This is a genomic window from uncultured Oscillibacter sp. (assembly GCF_910579365.1).
Classification (GTDB): domain Bacteria; phylum Bacillota; class Clostridia; order Oscillospirales; family Oscillospiraceae; genus Oscillibacter.
Map to the genome: position 1 here is coordinate 1 of NZ_CAJTUX010000060.1, position 15,669 is coordinate 15,669.

The 15,669-nt window shown below is 57.5% G+C and carries 17 protein-coding genes; all 17 read right to left on the reverse strand.

Going from position 1 to position 15,669, the window contains the following annotated elements; genetic code table 11:
* Positions 1–22 precede the first annotated feature (22 nt).
* Positions 23–502: a hypothetical protein gene (locus QZ329_RS11970; RefSeq protein WP_295752896.1), complete on the reverse strand. Its 480-nt coding sequence runs from the start codon at positions 500–502 to the stop codon at positions 23–25.
* The gene (locus tag QZ329_RS11975; RefSeq protein WP_295752899.1) at positions 503–1,723 is read right to left on the reverse strand and encodes a hypothetical protein; all 1,221 of its coding nucleotides are present in this window, start codon (positions 1,721–1,723) and stop codon (positions 503–505) included.
* Between the two features lie 51 nt (positions 1,724–1,774).
* Positions 1,775–2,146 carry a hypothetical protein gene (locus QZ329_RS11980; protein ID WP_295752901.1) on the reverse strand — a complete coding sequence of 124 codons (372 nt, stop codon included), beginning with the start codon at positions 2,144–2,146 and terminating at the stop codon, positions 1,775–1,777.
* A 30-nt stretch (positions 2,147–2,176) separates the two neighbouring features.
* Positions 2,177–2,932, reverse strand: a complete 756-nt coding sequence (locus QZ329_RS11985; RefSeq protein WP_295752903.1) for a hypothetical protein — start codon at positions 2,930–2,932, stop codon at positions 2,177–2,179.
* A gap of 54 nt (positions 2,933–2,986) precedes the next feature.
* Positions 2,987–4,228, reverse strand: a complete 1,242-nt coding sequence (locus QZ329_RS11990) for a tetratricopeptide repeat protein (protein ID WP_295752905.1) — start codon at positions 4,226–4,228, stop codon at positions 2,987–2,989.
* 1 nt (position 4,229) lies between these two features.
* The gene (locus QZ329_RS11995; RefSeq protein ID WP_295752907.1) at positions 4,230–4,775 is read right to left on the reverse strand and encodes a hypothetical protein; all 546 of its coding nucleotides are present in this window, start codon (positions 4,773–4,775) and stop codon (positions 4,230–4,232) included.
* A 189-nt stretch (positions 4,776–4,964) separates the two neighbouring features.
* A complete protein-coding gene (locus QZ329_RS12000) occupies positions 4,965–5,630 on the reverse strand; it encodes an SMI1/KNR4 family protein (protein WP_295752909.1) in 666 nt (221 codons plus the stop codon).
* 60 nt (positions 5,631–5,690) lie between these two features.
* The gene (locus QZ329_RS12005; protein ID WP_295752911.1) at positions 5,691–6,182 is read right to left on the reverse strand and encodes a hypothetical protein; all 492 of its coding nucleotides are present in this window, start codon (positions 6,180–6,182) and stop codon (positions 5,691–5,693) included.
* Positions 6,183–6,217: 35 nt separating this feature from the next.
* Positions 6,218–6,736, reverse strand: a complete 519-nt coding sequence (locus QZ329_RS12010) for a hypothetical protein (RefSeq protein ID WP_295752913.1) — start codon at positions 6,734–6,736, stop codon at positions 6,218–6,220.
* 6 nt (positions 6,737–6,742) lie between these two features.
* Positions 6,743–8,953, reverse strand: coding sequence for a hypothetical protein (locus QZ329_RS12015; RefSeq protein ID WP_295752915.1), 2,211 nt, complete (start codon positions 8,951–8,953; stop codon positions 6,743–6,745).
* Between the two features lie 11 nt (positions 8,954–8,964).
* Positions 8,965–11,133, reverse strand: coding sequence for a hypothetical protein (locus QZ329_RS12020; protein WP_295752917.1), 2,169 nt, complete (start codon positions 11,131–11,133; stop codon positions 8,965–8,967).
* Between the two features lie 104 nt (positions 11,134–11,237).
* Positions 11,238–12,089 (reverse strand): hypothetical protein, encoded by an 852-nt coding sequence (locus QZ329_RS12025; RefSeq protein ID WP_295752918.1) that lies wholly within the window; start codon positions 12,087–12,089, stop codon positions 11,238–11,240.
* A 2-nt stretch (positions 12,090–12,091) separates the two neighbouring features.
* Positions 12,092–12,817 carry a hypothetical protein gene (locus QZ329_RS12030; protein WP_295752919.1) on the reverse strand — a complete coding sequence of 242 codons (726 nt, stop codon included), beginning with the start codon at positions 12,815–12,817 and terminating at the stop codon, positions 12,092–12,094.
* Positions 12,814–13,746, reverse strand: a complete 933-nt coding sequence (locus QZ329_RS12035) for a hypothetical protein (protein ID WP_295752922.1) — start codon at positions 13,744–13,746, stop codon at positions 12,814–12,816. Before QZ329_RS12035 ends, QZ329_RS12030 begins: the two co-directional genes overlap by 4 nt.
* A gap of 99 nt (positions 13,747–13,845) precedes the next feature.
* The gene (locus QZ329_RS12040; protein WP_295752924.1) at positions 13,846–14,187 is read right to left on the reverse strand and encodes a hypothetical protein; all 342 of its coding nucleotides are present in this window, start codon (positions 14,185–14,187) and stop codon (positions 13,846–13,848) included.
* 116 nt (positions 14,188–14,303) lie between these two features.
* The gene (locus tag QZ329_RS12045; RefSeq protein WP_295752926.1) at positions 14,304–15,122 is read right to left on the reverse strand and encodes a tetratricopeptide repeat protein; all 819 of its coding nucleotides are present in this window, start codon (positions 15,120–15,122) and stop codon (positions 14,304–14,306) included.
* A gap of 117 nt (positions 15,123–15,239) precedes the next feature.
* On the reverse strand, positions 15,240–15,593 hold the full coding sequence (locus tag QZ329_RS12050) for a hypothetical protein (protein ID WP_295752928.1): 354 nt from the start codon (positions 15,591–15,593) through the stop codon (positions 15,240–15,242).
* Positions 15,594–15,669: the final 76 nt, after the last annotated feature.

The following is a 15,669-nucleotide window of genomic DNA, read 5'->3' on the forward strand; positions in this document are numbered from 1 at the left end:
CCTCCCACTACTTTGGAGACTATTATAACATATTTTTATTGACGACGCTATCTAAAGCAGTCACTTGGTAATGGTTCAGCTCTTGATTTTGACTCGTGGTTTCGATAAGCGCAATCTGCTTTCCAGTCGGTTTTTCTTTTTTGAACTCTCCTTCCCAAATAGGGATTTTTGTCGCAGTGCCAAAGTCGATCCTCCGCATTGTATAAGTACATCCGTACAGTTCCAGCATATGATTATGAAAATGATACAACTCACCACATTTTTTAGCGTTCTGAAATAGAAAATAGAGATCGCTTTTTGGTTTCCTCCAAGGCAACATATCCACAGTGAATAAATGTGTATCCATTGTCATGCGGATATTCTTTCCAAGAAAGTTGATTTCGTAATTGTGAGGCTGCCTTTTCTTGGGGAGCCTCACAGTGTTCCCAATTATTTCACCATTTCTTTTCATTTCAAAGGAAACGTTGGGATAAGGATATATTTGAATGATTTCATATTTCATCTATGTCTTCTTTTTCCGCCGCTTCTCCAGGATCAGCTGGAGCCGCCGGGCCTCCTTCTCCTCTTCCTTGCGTTTTTCCTCCGCGAACTCCCGCATAATCCTATCGTGATACTGGGACATATCCGATTCCCGGGCCCGCTCCATGTCCAACCACCGCTTGCTCTCCGCCTCATACAGCGTCCGGTTGTCCGGGTCCAGCTCTATCAGCCGTTCCAGGTCTCTCCAGGCCCGATGGCGCTTGGAATAGTCCGCCAGCGCCGCCCGGGCCCGGAGTACATAGACGTCGGTGGGCTTGGGGAAGTTTCCGTATCTCGGCTCATAGGTGGCATAGTCCAGAAAGCCCCAGGCAATGCTCCCCCGCAGCCAGAAGGCACAGAAGGCCGCCAGCACCGCCAGCCGCCGGCAGAGAGGATTCATTTCCGGGAGATTCACCGTCCAGCGGTGCTGCTGAACCTCCTCCACAATCTCCGGCGGCGTCTTCTCCGGGAAGCCGAACTCCCTTACGCCGTCCTCCTCCAGCAAACGCCGGATGTAGTCATAAGAGAGGGCGGTGGGCAGCTTATCCAGCAGAGCCTGTCCCGCCGCCGACGCTTCCTTGGAAACAGGGGGCAGCTCCCGCTCCAGAATCTCCCGCAGTTTGGGATAGGACGGCTGGAGGGGCGGGGCCTCCCGTACCTGGTCGAAGGCCCAGGGGAAGCCCAGGCGGGCCATAAAGTCCGTCATTTGCCAGCAGTCGCCGTAGGGGAACTGGTCACCGGGGCAGGCGGTCTCCTCCAGTTCCTCCTTGTCCAGATCGGACCAGTGAACAAGATACCGACGCATCATCTCCATGTCCCAGGTGGGAAGCCAGCCTGACAGCGCCGCCGGATTGCCGGACAGGCGCTGTTTTTCTCGCGGGTTGACGGGGCCAAAGCTGTCCGGGCGGGTCCTGAAATGGTCCTCTTCCTTTCCGCCGTAGAAGTCATAGCCCCAAAAATCCCCATCATAGATGTACAGCAGCATCACAGGATTCTCAGAAAGGCCGGCCAGCGCTTTGGCAAGCGTGGCAAAGCCTAAGCAGTCCCCCTCCATCAGGACCTGGGTGCCCTCAAAGCTCTGCGCATACCGACAGGTTTTCAGGTTGATCTGAAACGCCGGATTCTTTGCCGCCGTTTCCACCGCGTCCCTGGCGGCGGATTCCTCGCAGCCGGGGAACAGGGCGGTTTGCAGGAATACTCCCATGGGTAGTCCTCCTTCCAGATTGTATCCGCTGTTTAACCACGAAACGGAACACTACCTAGCGCCATCCATCCAGGAGCCATACGCCTGGTTCTCAATACGGTCGATGGGCAGGCTTTTGTATTCTTCCAAGGTTTCACATAAGCCACGGTCATAATCCGTACATAGACGGACCTTCTTTCCCTGCGGAGAAAAATCGGTATTGATATGAATTTTCATACGGGACTCACCAGGATAGATGTATACGATATATGGCTTATCACAGAAGCCAGGGATGTTCGTTCGAGATTCCTTTATAACATTGCCGGCAGGAATTTCCATGTAATCGCTCAATTTTTTGGGGTTTTTGTCCTCCCTTTTCAGACCGCCTAATACTCCCATTACACCCCCCCTCGCATCCCCATAAGGCTGCGCCGGTTTTCTCATAAACACTTCCTCCGCCTCCTCAAAGGTTTTTCAGCACTCTTCCACAAAGCGGTCCATCCATGTCCAATAGGGTTCCCGTTTCCCACATTCCGGGCAGGTCCCCGTGCCGTAGGCAAGGGGCAGAATCGGCGCGATCATTTCATCCCCAATCAAAGACAACAGGCCAGACAGCCAGACGGCCTCATCCTCCAGGGAGCGCCTGTCCCACAGGCCGATTTCAACAGGTTCCAGAAACTCCGGCGGCTCTATGAGGGAGATCGTTTCGTCCTCCCATCCGCATTCACACGCGGCGGGACCCTCTTCCCAAGTGGAGCCGGACAGATACCAGAGGTCATAGGCGTGTTTCCTGTCCCCAACAACCGCCAGCGCTCCCAGGGCGAACATCGTGCCAAGCTCCGCTTCTCCGCAAAGCTGCTTATGTACCTCCGGGTCCGTCAGCAGGGGCGCAGTCTCCCGGCGCAGTCCCTCCAGGCCCTCCCGAAACTCGCGATACGCCTCCGTGTCCAGTTCCAACGGCTCCACGGCCTCCGCCGCGATGGCCGCGCCCATCTGGGCAATCAGGAAAACTTTGTCCTCCTTGGAAAGTCCCGGGCACAGAGCGGCCAAATGCGGCAGCGCATAGGCCGTGGCACTGTACCAGCTCAACTGGTGGCTCAGGTCCTCCGCTACCACTTCTATGCTTTCACGAAGGTCCCCTTTGCCCTCCATCAACTCCCGAAGCCAGCGGTCCGCGTCATTTCCCGCAGAACTCAGCTTTTTCCAAATGGGTGCATCCAAACGAATCATACAGAGTTCCTCCTATTTTCTCTTTGCAGTTTAAGTCAGCGCAGAATTCTATTGTCACTTCCGCCGCCAGACGCCAAACCAGCTCTTCTTATAGTGCGTCAGCGCCTCCTTCGCCGGTTCGTAGTTCGCCCACGCCGCCCTCTTTAGATAGACTACGCCCTGCTCAATGTCCTCCCGGACGCCCAAGCCCTCGGCGTACATCATCCCCAGGCCATAGTTTTTATAGGGCGAGTCCTTGCTTTTCTCAAGGTACGCTTTTCCCCGCGCCGGGTCCTGCTGGCACCCGTACCCCAGCAGATAGCAGATTCCCAGCAGATCGTACTGGATAGATTCCGGTTCCGTATCCTTCTCCAGCCATTGAACTGCCCGCGCATAATCCACAGCCGTACCCCAGCCGTGAAAATACATGCGCCCCAGCTGGCGGCAGGCATAGCTGTCGTTACCATAGCTGGCGGTTTTCTCGTAGCACTCTATAACATAGGAAAGATTGCGCTCTACCGCCTTGCCCTCCCAATAAATGTCTCCCACAACATTCCATCCCCAGAGGTGTCCGGCCTCCGCCGCTTTCAGCGCCCAAGGAAGGGCCGCCTTGTGGTCATCCTTGGCGTAGGCCAGGTGTTTGGCGTAGGCGTACATCCACTCCGGGTAACCGCGTTCCGCACCTTGGCGCATGATCGGCGCAGCCTTTTCACGTTCGGGAGGGATCAGATCTCCTCTGCCACTCTGGTAATAAATGCAATAACTTCGTCCCGCCAGAATCATGCCGCCGGAAAACGCCTTTTCAAACCATGGAAGACTTGCCTGCATCTGCTCCCGCCGCCAATCGTCCCACGCTTTCCGGCTCCCGAACTCCCGCTCCGACCGATCCCCGATCTCGATGACGTCCAGGAAGTAGTAGGTGTTCCCAATCATATACTGGCAGAACGGACACCCGGCCTCCGCCTTCTTATAGACCACATCCCAAGCGGCCTGGGTACTCTCAAAGGGCATACTCTCCCGCATATCCGGCGTCAGCATATCCATGCGGATGGCCCCCAGCACTCCCACGGCGCTGCCCTTCGCGACAGACTCCCGCAGCATGGCATAGGCCGCCGCCTCGTTTTCCTCAAAGGGATGGTACTCCCAGCTGTAGCAGGAGCCGGAGAAGCACCGGGAGAGGAAGTAACAGGCATCCCCGTCCCCCTCCTTGGCAGCCTGAAACAGCGCCTCCGCCGCGGCCTTGGCCCGGTCATTGTCACAGCAGTAGTACAGGTCTTCGATGGCCTTGTCCACCACGTCGCTGAAATATTTCCCCATGTCATTTCCTTTCCTGTCCCCCCGCCAAAGCGGTGACATCATCCCAGTATTCGTCTATGTATCCCTCGTTGAGATATTGGATCAGCCAGCCGCCATCCGCCGTCTGAAAAAAAGCCAGCAGCGCAAGCGTAGACTGGACCGTACAGGAGATTTGCTTTAGCTCGCCCCACTCTGAAACCTCCAAAGGCGTCAGAAGCTGGAGGTGGAAGCTGTCCTGTTCTCCCTCCTGCAGCTTTCCCAGTTCCGCCCGAATCCTTTCCACTGTGACGTTAGAGGTACGGTTCCCGGAGCTGTCCGTCAGAACGTATTGCGTTGAGGCTTTCAGCGGGAGCTTTTCCTGGGGGCGGAGTTTGTCCCGCAAACCGTCCCAGACCCCAAAAAGGCCGAAGCCCATCATCCCTAAGCCCAGCAGCAGGCGGATGAGACCAACAGCTCCCCGCAGGTCCTCAAGGCCCGCCAGCACCAGGCCGAAACCGAGACATACGGCATACGCCCCCAGGATCAGCGCCGCCAGATGGAGGCGTTTTCTATTCCCTGTCTTCTTCATGGTCCACCTCTGTCTGTTTCAAATAGCTTCAGATACTGAATCCTCCAGTTCTCCGGTCGCCCCATTATAAACGGTTCCCAGGAACAAATACCACAGCAAATCGTGAAAGTTCTTGAAAAACACAGATTTCAGAAATGATTTCATAGCTCCTCCTTTTTGTTTATGAAGCATAGCCTTCCAACATCTCCATCAATAGTGCGCCCCATTTTGATACCACTCATAGGTGGGCTTAACGCCGGCGTCCGCCTCAAACTCAGCTTCCAGGGAGCCGCAGAAATACCACTCCAGCAGCGTTTTGAAGTCCGGCGCAACGGACTGTCCGTGGAGCAGGCCATCCTCGCCCAGATAGCTTTGCTCCCACTCGAAGTCCTCATGATCAAACCATACCACAGACCAGGTATCTGCATTTTGGGGGTCCACTTCACCCTCTCTGGACAAGTCCAGGCATAGCGGCCCCCAGCCAGCCCCCCAGTCTCCAATGGGGATGAGATAGCGGAAGCTCTCTTCCAGCAGATCACAGTAGTCCCGGATTTCCCGGAGAATCTCCATCCACTTTTCTAGTTCTTCCATCGTCACCGCACCGCGCAGATCCAGCCAGAGAGGGCCGCCGCCATATCCCCAATCTGGGGCGGGGTCCCCCGTGATAGACATGATATACTCCCGATCTGGGATGCGATAAGACATAAGATACGCCTTATACAAGGAGGGCAACATCACCTGATGCTTCGCCTCGAATGCGGCGATTTCTTCCTCTGTGACAGTGGACCGCTCCAGCTCCTGATCTGCGAACCAGCCACGCTTCTTCAACTTCTGAAAAGCCTGTTCCACAAATTCTGTTTCCTGCTGTTTAGTCATCTCGTATCCCCCGCATTTTTGATTTTGATAATCTTTCCTTGATTTCATCCCATTTCTGATTCATTGGTGCTTCTCCAGCTTCTCCTCTTCGTCCCGCAAAAGCAGCAGCGCCTTTTCGCCCTTCATCTCCTGCTTTGCAGTTTCCAGCAGAGCAAAGGCTTCCCCTTCACGTCCTGCCTCCCGCAAGGTTCTGACTTTAAGAATCGTCACATAGTCCATGGCTGGGATTCCACCCAATGTCATGTTCCGAACTCCCACCATCTCACAGCAGGCGTCCAGCTCCAACAGATACCCGTCCACATCGCGGCTTCTCAGGTAATCCAGGCCCGCTCTGTCGAGCCGCTTCATAAATTTGCGGAGCCGCCAGCCCATCAGCAGCCACCAGAAGAAGAACACCGCGATACACAGCATGAGCCAGTACAGCACATGCCCCAGCCCCTCCATCAGGTGCCCGCCGCCGCGGCGATCCAGCAGGTGCAGCAGCACGGTCAGCAGCGCCGCCCACAAAACAAGGCTGAGAATACCCGTCGCCGCCTTTTTATCCTTTTTCAAGCCCTTCGCCTCCTGACTTCTGTTGTATATCCGGCTCATTCCGGCTGGACGAAATAGAAGCCTGTCACCTTTGTCTTCCTGGACTTGCCGTAAAAGTAGAACTCATACTCTTCCCAGGTAATCCAGCGCCTCAAAAACGCCATGCTGCCCTCCACCTGACGCTGGGTCTCCCCCTCGCTGTAATACTCCAGGGAGTGCCGCGCCGCGCACCGGTGGATTTCCTGGAAGGTGGACTGATAGGTGATCACGCCGTCCACGATGTCCTCTTCCAGCGGTGCCGCGTCCTCCGCGTCAAAGCAGGTCAGGCCCAGCTCCAATTTCAATGTATCCGCGTCCGGAAAATGCCAGCCGCCCACAATATACTCCCCGGGCTCGCCGTACTCCACCCGCCGAATCCCCTCGACCCGGAAACGCACGGGGGAGTAGTGGAGTACAAATCCCCCGCCGTAATACCAGGCGGGCCGGTCTTCTATCTGCACCGGAGATGCCCCTAAAATCCGGTCCACTTCGGCTTTCGGCGTAAACTTTCGGATTTCTCTCAGCGTGTTCCACATACGTCCTTACTCCCCCAACTGCTCCAGCACCGGCATGGTCAGGCCGAAGATGCCTTCCAGCTCCTTCAAAAGCGGCAGGTATTCCTCATCTATCTGCTCCGGCAGACCGGTGATCTCCCGGAGAAGATAATAACCCTCCCACATGCTCTCGGCATAGAGTACGGCGTTTCGCTTTTGGCCGTTCTCCTCATAGACCGTCAGCATACACGCGACGTCCAAATCCTCCCGATAGGTCTGGTCGTCCACGCCGTCCTCATAGATCTGTCCCGTGGAAGCCAGAACCTGCTGCCGGGCCTCCACCACCTCCTTGGCGTTTTCCCCCGGGAAGATGGAGGCATAGACCCGCAGCCCGTGGGCCTCCGTGCGGATGGCCCGGCCCTCGGGGGCGTAGATGGGCGCGTCGCTGTAGGGAACATAAACGTCCACAAAGGCCTCGTGCCCGAAGTGGTCCGTTTTGATGTAGGCCGCCGCCATATAGGCGCAGTTCCGAATCTCCGAGAGGTGAATTTTCGTCTGGTAGTTCTCCTCCGTCACCTCCGGCCCCTCGAAACGGACGCTTTCCAGGGTATACATCAGGTTCGCCAGAACCTCCTCCGGGGACTGGCCCGCCTGGGTATGCTCCGCCTCCAGGGTAAAGAGAGCCCCGGTATCGGAGAGGGCGGCGGCGGTGTGGTGAATGGTGCCGTCGGTCCGATACACGGACACGATGTTATATCCGGACGCTTCGCCCAGCGGGGCCAGCAGGTCCTCGCCGGAGTACACCGCCTGGAAGCGGTCATAAAGCGGGTCATCCGAATGAATCTGACTGGTCAGGGTATCCCAGGCGTCCGCCGCGTCCACGCCGTACTGGGTGTAGACCCGGTAGGAGGTCCCCGTTTCGCCGTCCAGGAACCGGCGGCGGCTGTACTGAAATTCTCTGTCTATCTGGAACCTGATTTCTGAAATCACAAATTCCGTTGCGGTCTCCGGCACCCGGACGGGGACGTCCGGGAGGGCCGGTTCCTCCGGGAGGTCGTGGATGTCCCGCGCGGGGGCGTCCCCCTCGTTTTGGGACGTCCGCCAGCTGTCAACGGCAAAGCCCCCGCCCAGGAAAACCACCGTCAAGACCAGCGCCGCCAGTCCCGGAAGCCAGCGATAGGGCGTGGGCCCCTCCGCCCGCTCCATCCCCATGACGGGCACGAAGTCCGGATATCCCTTGGGGATTTTCAGCTTCTTCCGGCCGCCGGAGTCCGTTTCATAGGAAATGGTCCAGCTCCAGCGGTCCTCCTTCTCCGCCTGGATGTCCCGCAGCTCGGTGACGGCCCCGGAATCACAGGCGGAGAGATCGTCGTTCAAGATATTCTCCAGCTCCCAGAGAATGTCGTCCCGGACCACCGCCTGCCGCGCCGGGGGCAGGGTCTCCCAGTCCCCCACACGGCACAGCTTCATCAGGTTCACCCGCCAGAGCCGCCCCGCCGCCCGGACATAGAGAATCTGGAAGACATTGCAGTACCGGGTGATGGTCAGGGTAATCCACATCAGAGGAATGAAGCTGAGGAAAATACCCAAAATCATCCCGAACTCCAAGCGGATCTGAAAGCGCTCCTCCAGCCTTGGCATCAGCATCATCAAGGCGACCAGCGCCACCAGAAGCGCCACGGCAGCCCCGCCGGCGCTGACGCGCACGGGCTTCATCCACGCTTTTCGGAAGGGATACAGGGTCCCCTGGAGCTCCGGCTTCTCTTCCTCCGGCTCCTCACCCAGCAGCGCCTCCTCCAAGACTGCCTTGCGCCGCGCCTCCTTCTTGGGCTTCCAGAGGCTCCGTACCAGAATCAAGAGACTTCCGCAAAGGGTGAAGAGATATAATAACAACAGCTGGCCGTCGTACCAGGAGCGGATTTCCTGAACCTCCGGCAGCTCCTCAAAGCGCCCGAAGGCCTCCAGAAAGTCCATCCCCTGCACGGCCTCCACGGTCTCCATAATCTCAATGGTGCAGTTGACCTGATTGGCAAGGGCGCACATCACGGCCATGAGTACCAGGGAAATCGCCACACCCTTTTTGCTCAGCCGTCCGGCAAGCTGAATATAGCCCTGGAGGGTGAAGGCCGCCATGGCTACGCCGCCAATCAGGGAAAAGGTGTTCGACACCTGGTTTTCCAGCACAATGCTGACGCTCCCCAAGATAGACCCCAGCAGCGCGCCCAGAATCCCTAGGAATACCCGCTCCTTTGTTTTCATGTCTCCGCCTCCTAATTCTGCTGACGGCCCAGGTCCTCCATGACGGACACCGTAATGCCGCAGACCTTCTCCATCTCCTTGAAGACCGCCTTGTACTCCCCGTCCATTTCCTCGGGGAGGCAGGTCAGCTCCTTGTAGAGGTAGCAGCCCTTCCACTTCTCCATGGCTACCATCGCCGTGACACGGGTCCGGCCTCCGTCGTAATAGACGGCCACCCGGCAGGCGTTGTTGCCCTCCTCGTTGTAGGCGTCCTCCAGGTAGTTCCCCTCGTCGTACTGCCGCCCGGCGGCTTTCAGGTCCTCGTAGACCTCCCGCACCACGTCCAAAGCAGTCCCCTCGTTGGGCACCACGGCGGCGGACACCCGGAGGCCGTGGGCCTTGGTCATCATGGAGATGCCGCCGTCAAAATACTGTACCTCTCCGCCGCAGGGCAGGAAAGTATCCAGGTAGGCGTCATAGGGAAACAAACCCTCCGGGGCCTTGAAAAACGCCTGTCCGCAGTAGCTGAACCCCATGCTTACCGCCGGGCGGAGCTGGTCCTGATAGTTCTCCTCCGTAATAGCCGGGCCGGTGAATTGGAGATTTTCCAGCATGTAGAGCATGGTCCCCCGGGCGGTCTCTTCCTCGATTTCCTCCCCATGGTCACAGGTGAGGATCAGCATGGTCCCCCGTTCCGAGAGGGCCGTACCGATGTGGGAGAGCTGCCCGTCTGAAAGGCGGACCGTCCGCAGGTTGTACTGATAGGCCACGCCGTTCTCTCCCAGCCGCCAGAGGAAGCCGTCCCCCTCCGGCCGCAGCCAGCGGACATCCTCTCCCTCCGATTCCATCAGAGCCAGCCGGGCGGTGTCTTCTCCCACGCCGAAGCGCAGCTCGATTTGATAGAACACGCCGCGCTCCAGGTCGTTGAAGCCGCTGGTGCTGGCCTGGAAGGCGTCGTCGGTCCGCAGGGTCAGGCCGTTCAATATGTAGTCTCCAATGACCTCCGGCACGACTGGCTCCATGGAGGCGGGACCTGTCTTCTCAGGTTCCGCCGCTTCCACCGGCAGCTTCGGCGGCGGGGCCTCGGGGCGGCGCTGCTCCTGAACGCCCATGAACAGTCCCGCTGCAAGGCAGACGGCGGTGACAGCCGCCGTGACGGCGGGATTCACCCACCGGATATGTGGGGCAGACCGGACCCGTTCCGCCTCTCCGGGGACCGGGGTGAATCCGGGGTAGACCTTGGGGATCATGTGCTGTCCACCCCGGCTGTCGGACACCACCCACTCCCAGGGGGACTGCCGGATCAGCGTGGGCTTCTTGATTTCGCAAGTCTCCAGCTTCCCCTCGGCAATCACCGCCGCCACCGTGGACCGGAAGGCCGTCCGCCGGACCTGGGGCAGTATGTCCCACGCCCCGGCCAGCCAAGCCAGGGAAACCCGAAGCTCCGGGTCCAGGACCTGGTTCAAGGGCACCCGCCAGAGCCGGTTTTCCTGCCGGACATAGAGCCAGTGCGCCCCGGCGCAAAGCCGCGCCGGGGGTCCCTGGAGAGAGCCGATGACCAACAGGCTGAACCCCATGCCCATGGCGGCCCGGTCCCAAAGGGCCTCTGTACCCGTCAGGCGGCCCATCCAGAGGCAGAGGAACAGCAGCGCCAGCCAGATTCCCCGGGAAAACTTCCGCACCAGAAGGTGGGGCCGAATCCAGCCGAAGTCCGGCAGAAAAAACTCCATCTCCGCCGGGGCCGGGTCCTGCTCCATCCGGACAGGCTGGAGGGCCCGGATCCATCGCTTCCGGTCCTGCCCGGCTCCGTGGAACAGCAGCGCCCAGGCGCAAAGAGATACCGCCAGCAGCACCGCCAGCCGGACCCAATACCAGACGGGCAGAGCCCCCAGGCTGAGGAACGCCCGCCACACGCCTGCCGGGTCGCCGGGGGCGGTCTCCAGGGCGAAATAGAGATGGTGCCCCAGGCAGTCAAAGAGAAGCACCCAGGGCAGGGCCAGCTGCGTCCTGGTCCGGCCGGCCCGCCCGGCGGTCAGCGCCCCGGTCCGAACGGCGAACAGGGCGGTCAGCGCCCCGCAGAGGATCAGCGGCACGTCGCCGAAGCGCACCATTGCCGCCAAGCAGTCCGCCCCCAGCGCCGCGCCCAGGATGGCCCCCGGTATGGCAAGAGAGTCTCGGCCCTGTTCCCATTTCTGTTCCATAAATACGCCCCCAATGTGATGCTTTTTTCGATGCCAGTTTATCACATTTTATAGACAAAGCAAGTGCGGCAATCAGCGAATCGGTCCATGTTTCCAGAGTCCGTTTATGTACGCGGTTCCTCTGCTATATCTAAGGTACGATAATACTGGAGCCGCTGCCGAATGGCCGCTTTGGTTGGGTTTTCTGCGGTGGCAAACTGGACATCAGCGCGGATGCGGTCCAGCTCACGCATAGTCAGCACCAAATCTTCTGGAGCCAAGGGATGATACTCTGCCTTTAAGCGTTGGTGTTCAGCGACGGCCTCACTCCAGTATTTTTTGCACTCATTCTTATATGTATCAGATATGGCTTCATAGGCATTATGGTAGGTCACGCTTTTGGAGAGTTTTGCCCTCAGTTCGTCGCGTTCTTTACCAATCGCCTCTATATCCGGGTGTTTTGAACGGATGAACATATAGTAGTTGAAGTTCCTAGGATTTGGGTGCTTATGCCCTGTTTCATGTACAAATAGCAGCCAGGCGCCAACTAGGGAAATCTCTATAGCATCCCAATATGGGGGTGTGCCGCTTGCGAAGAATGCTCCGAGTTTTTCAATCAATCCCGGCAAAAGTTGAAGCCGCCAATGGGGCGGATAGCTTTGATTTTGGACAGTCCCGTGTTCCAGCAGTTCCGTAATCTGAAGACACCAATCCTCATATCCCTGCGCCATTTCTGCTGTAATAGCTTTATCATCGCAGGCGAACCGCTCCATGTCTGTTAATATGCGCTCATACCCAGGCAGAATATCTACCTGCGGGAAGAACTCGACCGTTGCCGCGAGCTGGAGATAAAAACGCGATAAGGACATAGCACAGACCTGAGCGCATTGTTCTGCCGTTTTGCACTGGTCAATAAGCAGTTGAAATGTTTTCTCGTGTTCCCTTTTGAAATATTGTTCTACCGATAACTTAGACATAACTATGTCCTCCTTGTTCTTTTCCGTTTTAACAGCCCCTCCCCAAACGCCCACAAGACAGCCCCGGCCACGATAAGGCCAGCCACAACGCCCAGCCGTATCATCAAAATCTGTCCGCTGTGTTCCTTGTACCAGCCGTCGTCAAAGGCGTATACCACGTTTTCCAAGTCCGCCCCGTACTCGGCGCAGATGTCCTGCAAATACGGCTTGGCGTAGGTATCCACCCCCACCCTTGCGCTGATGGGGAGCGTGACGGCTTTTCCCTTGGCGAGATCGGCGGCAAGCCCACGGTCAAACAGGGCCAGCGCGTGCGTGCCGTCTGGAAACTCGATGATGGTATATTCGTTGTAGCCCGTCATCGCCCACAATGCGTTGGTGGTGGCCTGGGAGTAGTTGCGAGTGCGGTGGCCTACCACGGCGGTATTGCTCCGCCAGCGAGCCAGCTCATAGACGCCCGTGGGAACGGCGTTCACCGGCTCCACGGTGAACTGGCTGAACGGGTACTGCGCCATGAAGTCCTCCGCCCCGGCTACCCGGGGGATGTCCGCCCCGGCCTTTTTCCCGGTGAAAGAAACGGCTGCTCCGGCGGCCTCCACCTCGGCCTGGGTCACAGCGGCCTCGTTCCGGCGGAGGAAGTCCTCCGGGCGGATGGAAAAGAAAAACGTCAGCACCGCCAGCAGGGCCGCGATGGAGCCGATCGTATTGAGAATTTTAGAGCGCATCGTCAATCCTTTGCCTCCTTCTCCCAGGGGAAGCCGTACTTCGGCCTGGGCAGATCCAGGCGGCTGTAGTCCATCTGCGCGGGCTGGATCAGCGCCTGGGGACAGTCCATGGTGTCAATCGTGACCTGGAGGCCGTTCTTGACCGCCAACTTTGCCAGGCCGATTGCGTGAATAACCAAGAGTCTGGGCGGGCCGGAGGTGCGCCGCCAACTGCTGACAATAGCGCATAGAGTATCATTCACAGTATCGGCATCCCCGGACACAATCGCTTCTATGCAGTGCGCGTAGTTCAGCCATAAGGGGCGGGAATCCTCTTTGAGCATCTTCTCCGCATAATAGCCTGCTTGGTCTTTGTCTCCCATTGACAGGCGGATCACCGCGTTGCCCCGGTATGTGAGAAACGGATTCCAGGTCCGCTCAGGAATGGAAAGAAGCTCCCCTAGTTCTTTGATAAACTCTGTATTCGCATCCGCGATCAGCGCCATATAAAACAGGTCCAGACGGGATAAAGAAACAAGACCGATACTATTATGGTTTTCGTCGTGGTCCGGCCATTGACAGATACATTTTTGGCAATAGGCAGCCAAGTAAAGATACTCCTTGCACTTGTTTGTATTACTCTCCATGCACCACGCTAATTCAGCTAAAAAGCGGTAAAGGCTGATAAGGCTGTGGAGGGTATTATACCCTGTCAGGAAATTGTTATATGGTGTTTTTTCTTCTGTCTTTCCCGCAAACTCATAGGTGAATTTCCGCCCGGTGGCTTTCAGCTCCGGCAGTGTCCAGTTTGCTTCCGGCAAAGAGAGCTTCTCCAATGATTCCAATACTGCCTTTTGAAGAAATGAAACTTCATCCATTTTTTCATATGACAGGAGATATTCCTTTTGTCTTTTGGTCTGATAGGTTATCTTTTTTCCTTGAGCACCTTTGCCCATAGCTGTTCACCTCAATTTCATCGTCAGGACATCTTCTCCCGGCCTATCCGCCGCGCCGCCCTGGTGGGATTCCTCCCCACCAGGGCAGTCCGGTTTCTTTCAGGAAATATGCTGCGTGATCCAGTCCATGTACTTGCCGCGCTTCGTGATGCCCAGCTTGTACTTGCCGCCGTCCCGCATGGTGAGCAGAACGCCAAATGGGAAGCAGGGCGGCGTCATGCAGGTCTCCACCGACTGGATGTCCTTCATCTGAATCTCCCAGCTGGCGCCGGCCGTCCCGATCAGGCCGGAGGCCAGGAACACGATGCGCTTGTCCGTGAAATAGCCCTTCCCGGACACCTGCCGTCCCACAGCCTGCCCGGGCGTTTTCCAGCAGTCCACCGCTACCTTCTCCGCGAATACGGTTTCGCCGGTTTGAGCCTCAAATACTGGTTTTGCCATGAATACTACCTCCATTGTCTTTTGATATGTATTGATTAAACGGTCTGCCTCCAGGAATCACAGCCGGAGGAAACAGGTCAATCCTATGTCAAACTATCTACGCCATTTTTCTTACGCTACCGCCTCCGCCGCCACACACCGAAGATACTTTTCTTATACTGCTTCAGCGCTTCCTTTGCCGGTTCATAATCGCCCGCCGCCTGGAGATACCGGACGCCTTTCTCTATGTTCTCCGGCACCCCGATCCCCTCGGCGTACATCCGCCCCAGGCCGTAAGACTTGTACTGGGAGTCCCGGCAGTTCATCTGCGTCAGCAGCGTCCGGCCCCGGACGGAATCCTGCTTGCAGCCCCAGCCCAGGAGACAGCATACACCCAGCATCCCCAGGTTCGTATTGTCCGAGTCCAGAGCATAACTCTGTTCCAGATACTGCACCGCAGTGGCATAGTCCTGCTTCACACCCAGGCCCAGGAAGTACAGCTCTCCCAGCTGACTGCTGGCGTAAGAGTCGTTTCCAAAGGCCGCGCTCTTCTCATAGCAGGCCAGGGCCTTTGAAAAGCTCTGCTCCGCCACATTTCCATACCGATAGGCGTGTCCCAGGATCATCCAGCCTTTGAGATGTCCCTGTTCCGCAGCCCTCCGGGCGTAGTCCAAACCCTCCTGCTTCCGGCCCAGATGGAAGTATAACTCAAAGGCCCAGTGAAACATCCAGTCCGGGTATCCCAGCTCCGCCCCCTGCTGGAGCGCGAGCAGGAAATTCCTTTGATCCGGCGGAATCCGTGTTCTCCAGCCCTCCTGGTAGTAGGCCCGAAGGCCCCGCCCGGCGATGCCCATACCGCCCTCAAAGGCTTCTGCGTACCATTGGACGCTCTTTTGAACCTGTTCCGCCTTCACGACACATACACTGATCCCTTCCACCACCCTTCTTTTCAGCATCAGCTTTATCTCCAATACTTCCAACGCCGGTATTTCTAACTGTCAGGATTCGGATATTATAAGGGCCTGAAATCTCTGTCTGTCCTCTGGTACCCGCTTCCTGCCGGTTTTCACCGGTTACCCTGCGTCCAACGAGATGATTTTCGCGCTGGAATCCTTCACATTGAACACAGCGGCATAGGAACGCCCCGGCATGGCCTCAAAGGTAAAATGGGCCTGCATACTGCCGTGCTTCCTGGCAACATAGTAGCTCTTTGACCAAGTGATCATAACATTGAGCTCCACCTTTCCGGGCAGCACATGGCAGGCCACGCCCTTTTGCACCTTTGCGCCTGGAACCGTCCGGGGATCGTAGACCTTGGAAACCGTGCCTTGGATGCAGTCCGCTCCCAGCGCCGCGCCCAGGAACGCCCCTGCCAGTGCTGCGGCGGTACAGGTCGACTGCCGCCCTTGTTCCCACACTAATTCCATGATCGTTGCCTCCGTTTTGAGTATCTGCTGTCAGGGATAGCTTACCATACCCCGTGGATGGGTATCAGTTTCGTTT

Bases quoted from the DNA above. Each gene is read 5' to 3' on its own strand.
- QZ329_RS11995 (WP_295752907.1), bottom strand. From the start codon at position 4,775: ATGAAGAAGACAGGGAATAGAAAACGCCTCCATCTGGCGGCGCTGATC.
- QZ329_RS11975 (WP_295752899.1), bottom strand. From the start codon at position 1,723: ATGGGAGTATTCCTGCAAACCGCCCTGTTCCCCGGCTGCGAGGAATCC.
- QZ329_RS11985 (WP_295752903.1), bottom strand. From the start codon at position 2,932: ATGATTCGTTTGGATGCACCCATTTGGAAAAAGCTGAGTTCTGCGGGA.
- QZ329_RS11970 (WP_295752896.1), bottom strand. From the start codon at position 502: ATGAAATATGAAATCATTCAAATATATCCTTATCCCAACGTTTCCTTT.
- QZ329_RS12010 (WP_295752913.1), bottom strand. From the start codon at position 6,736: ATGTGGAACACGCTGAGAGAAATCCGAAAGTTTACGCCGAAAGCCGAA.
- QZ329_RS11980 (WP_295752901.1), bottom strand. From the start codon at position 2,146: ATGAGAAAACCGGCGCAGCCTTATGGGGATGCGAGGGGGGGTGTAATG.
- QZ329_RS11990 (WP_295752905.1), bottom strand. From the start codon at position 4,228: ATGGGGAAATATTTCAGCGACGTGGTGGACAAGGCCATCGAAGACCTG.
- QZ329_RS12040 (WP_295752924.1), bottom strand. From the start codon at position 14,187: ATGGCAAAACCAGTATTTGAGGCTCAAACCGGCGAAACCGTATTCGCG.
- QZ329_RS12020 (WP_295752917.1), bottom strand. From the start codon at position 11,133: ATGGAACAGAAATGGGAACAGGGCCGAGACTCTCTTGCCATACCGGGG.
- QZ329_RS12050 (WP_295752928.1), bottom strand. From the start codon at position 15,593: ATGGAATTAGTGTGGGAACAAGGGCGGCAGTCGACCTGTACCGCCGCA.
- QZ329_RS12045 (WP_295752926.1), bottom strand. From the start codon at position 15,122: ATGCTGAAAAGAAGGGTGGTGGAAGGGATCAGTGTATGTGTCGTGAAG.
- QZ329_RS12000 (WP_295752909.1), bottom strand. From the start codon at position 5,630: ATGACTAAACAGCAGGAAACAGAATTTGTGGAACAGGCTTTTCAGAAG.
- QZ329_RS12035 (WP_295752922.1), bottom strand. From the start codon at position 13,746: ATGGGCAAAGGTGCTCAAGGAAAAAAGATAACCTATCAGACCAAAAGA.
- QZ329_RS12015 (WP_295752915.1), bottom strand. From the start codon at position 8,953: ATGAAAACAAAGGAGCGGGTATTCCTAGGGATTCTGGGCGCGCTGCTG.
- QZ329_RS12025 (WP_295752918.1), bottom strand. From the start codon at position 12,089: ATGTCTAAGTTATCGGTAGAACAATATTTCAAAAGGGAACACGAGAAA.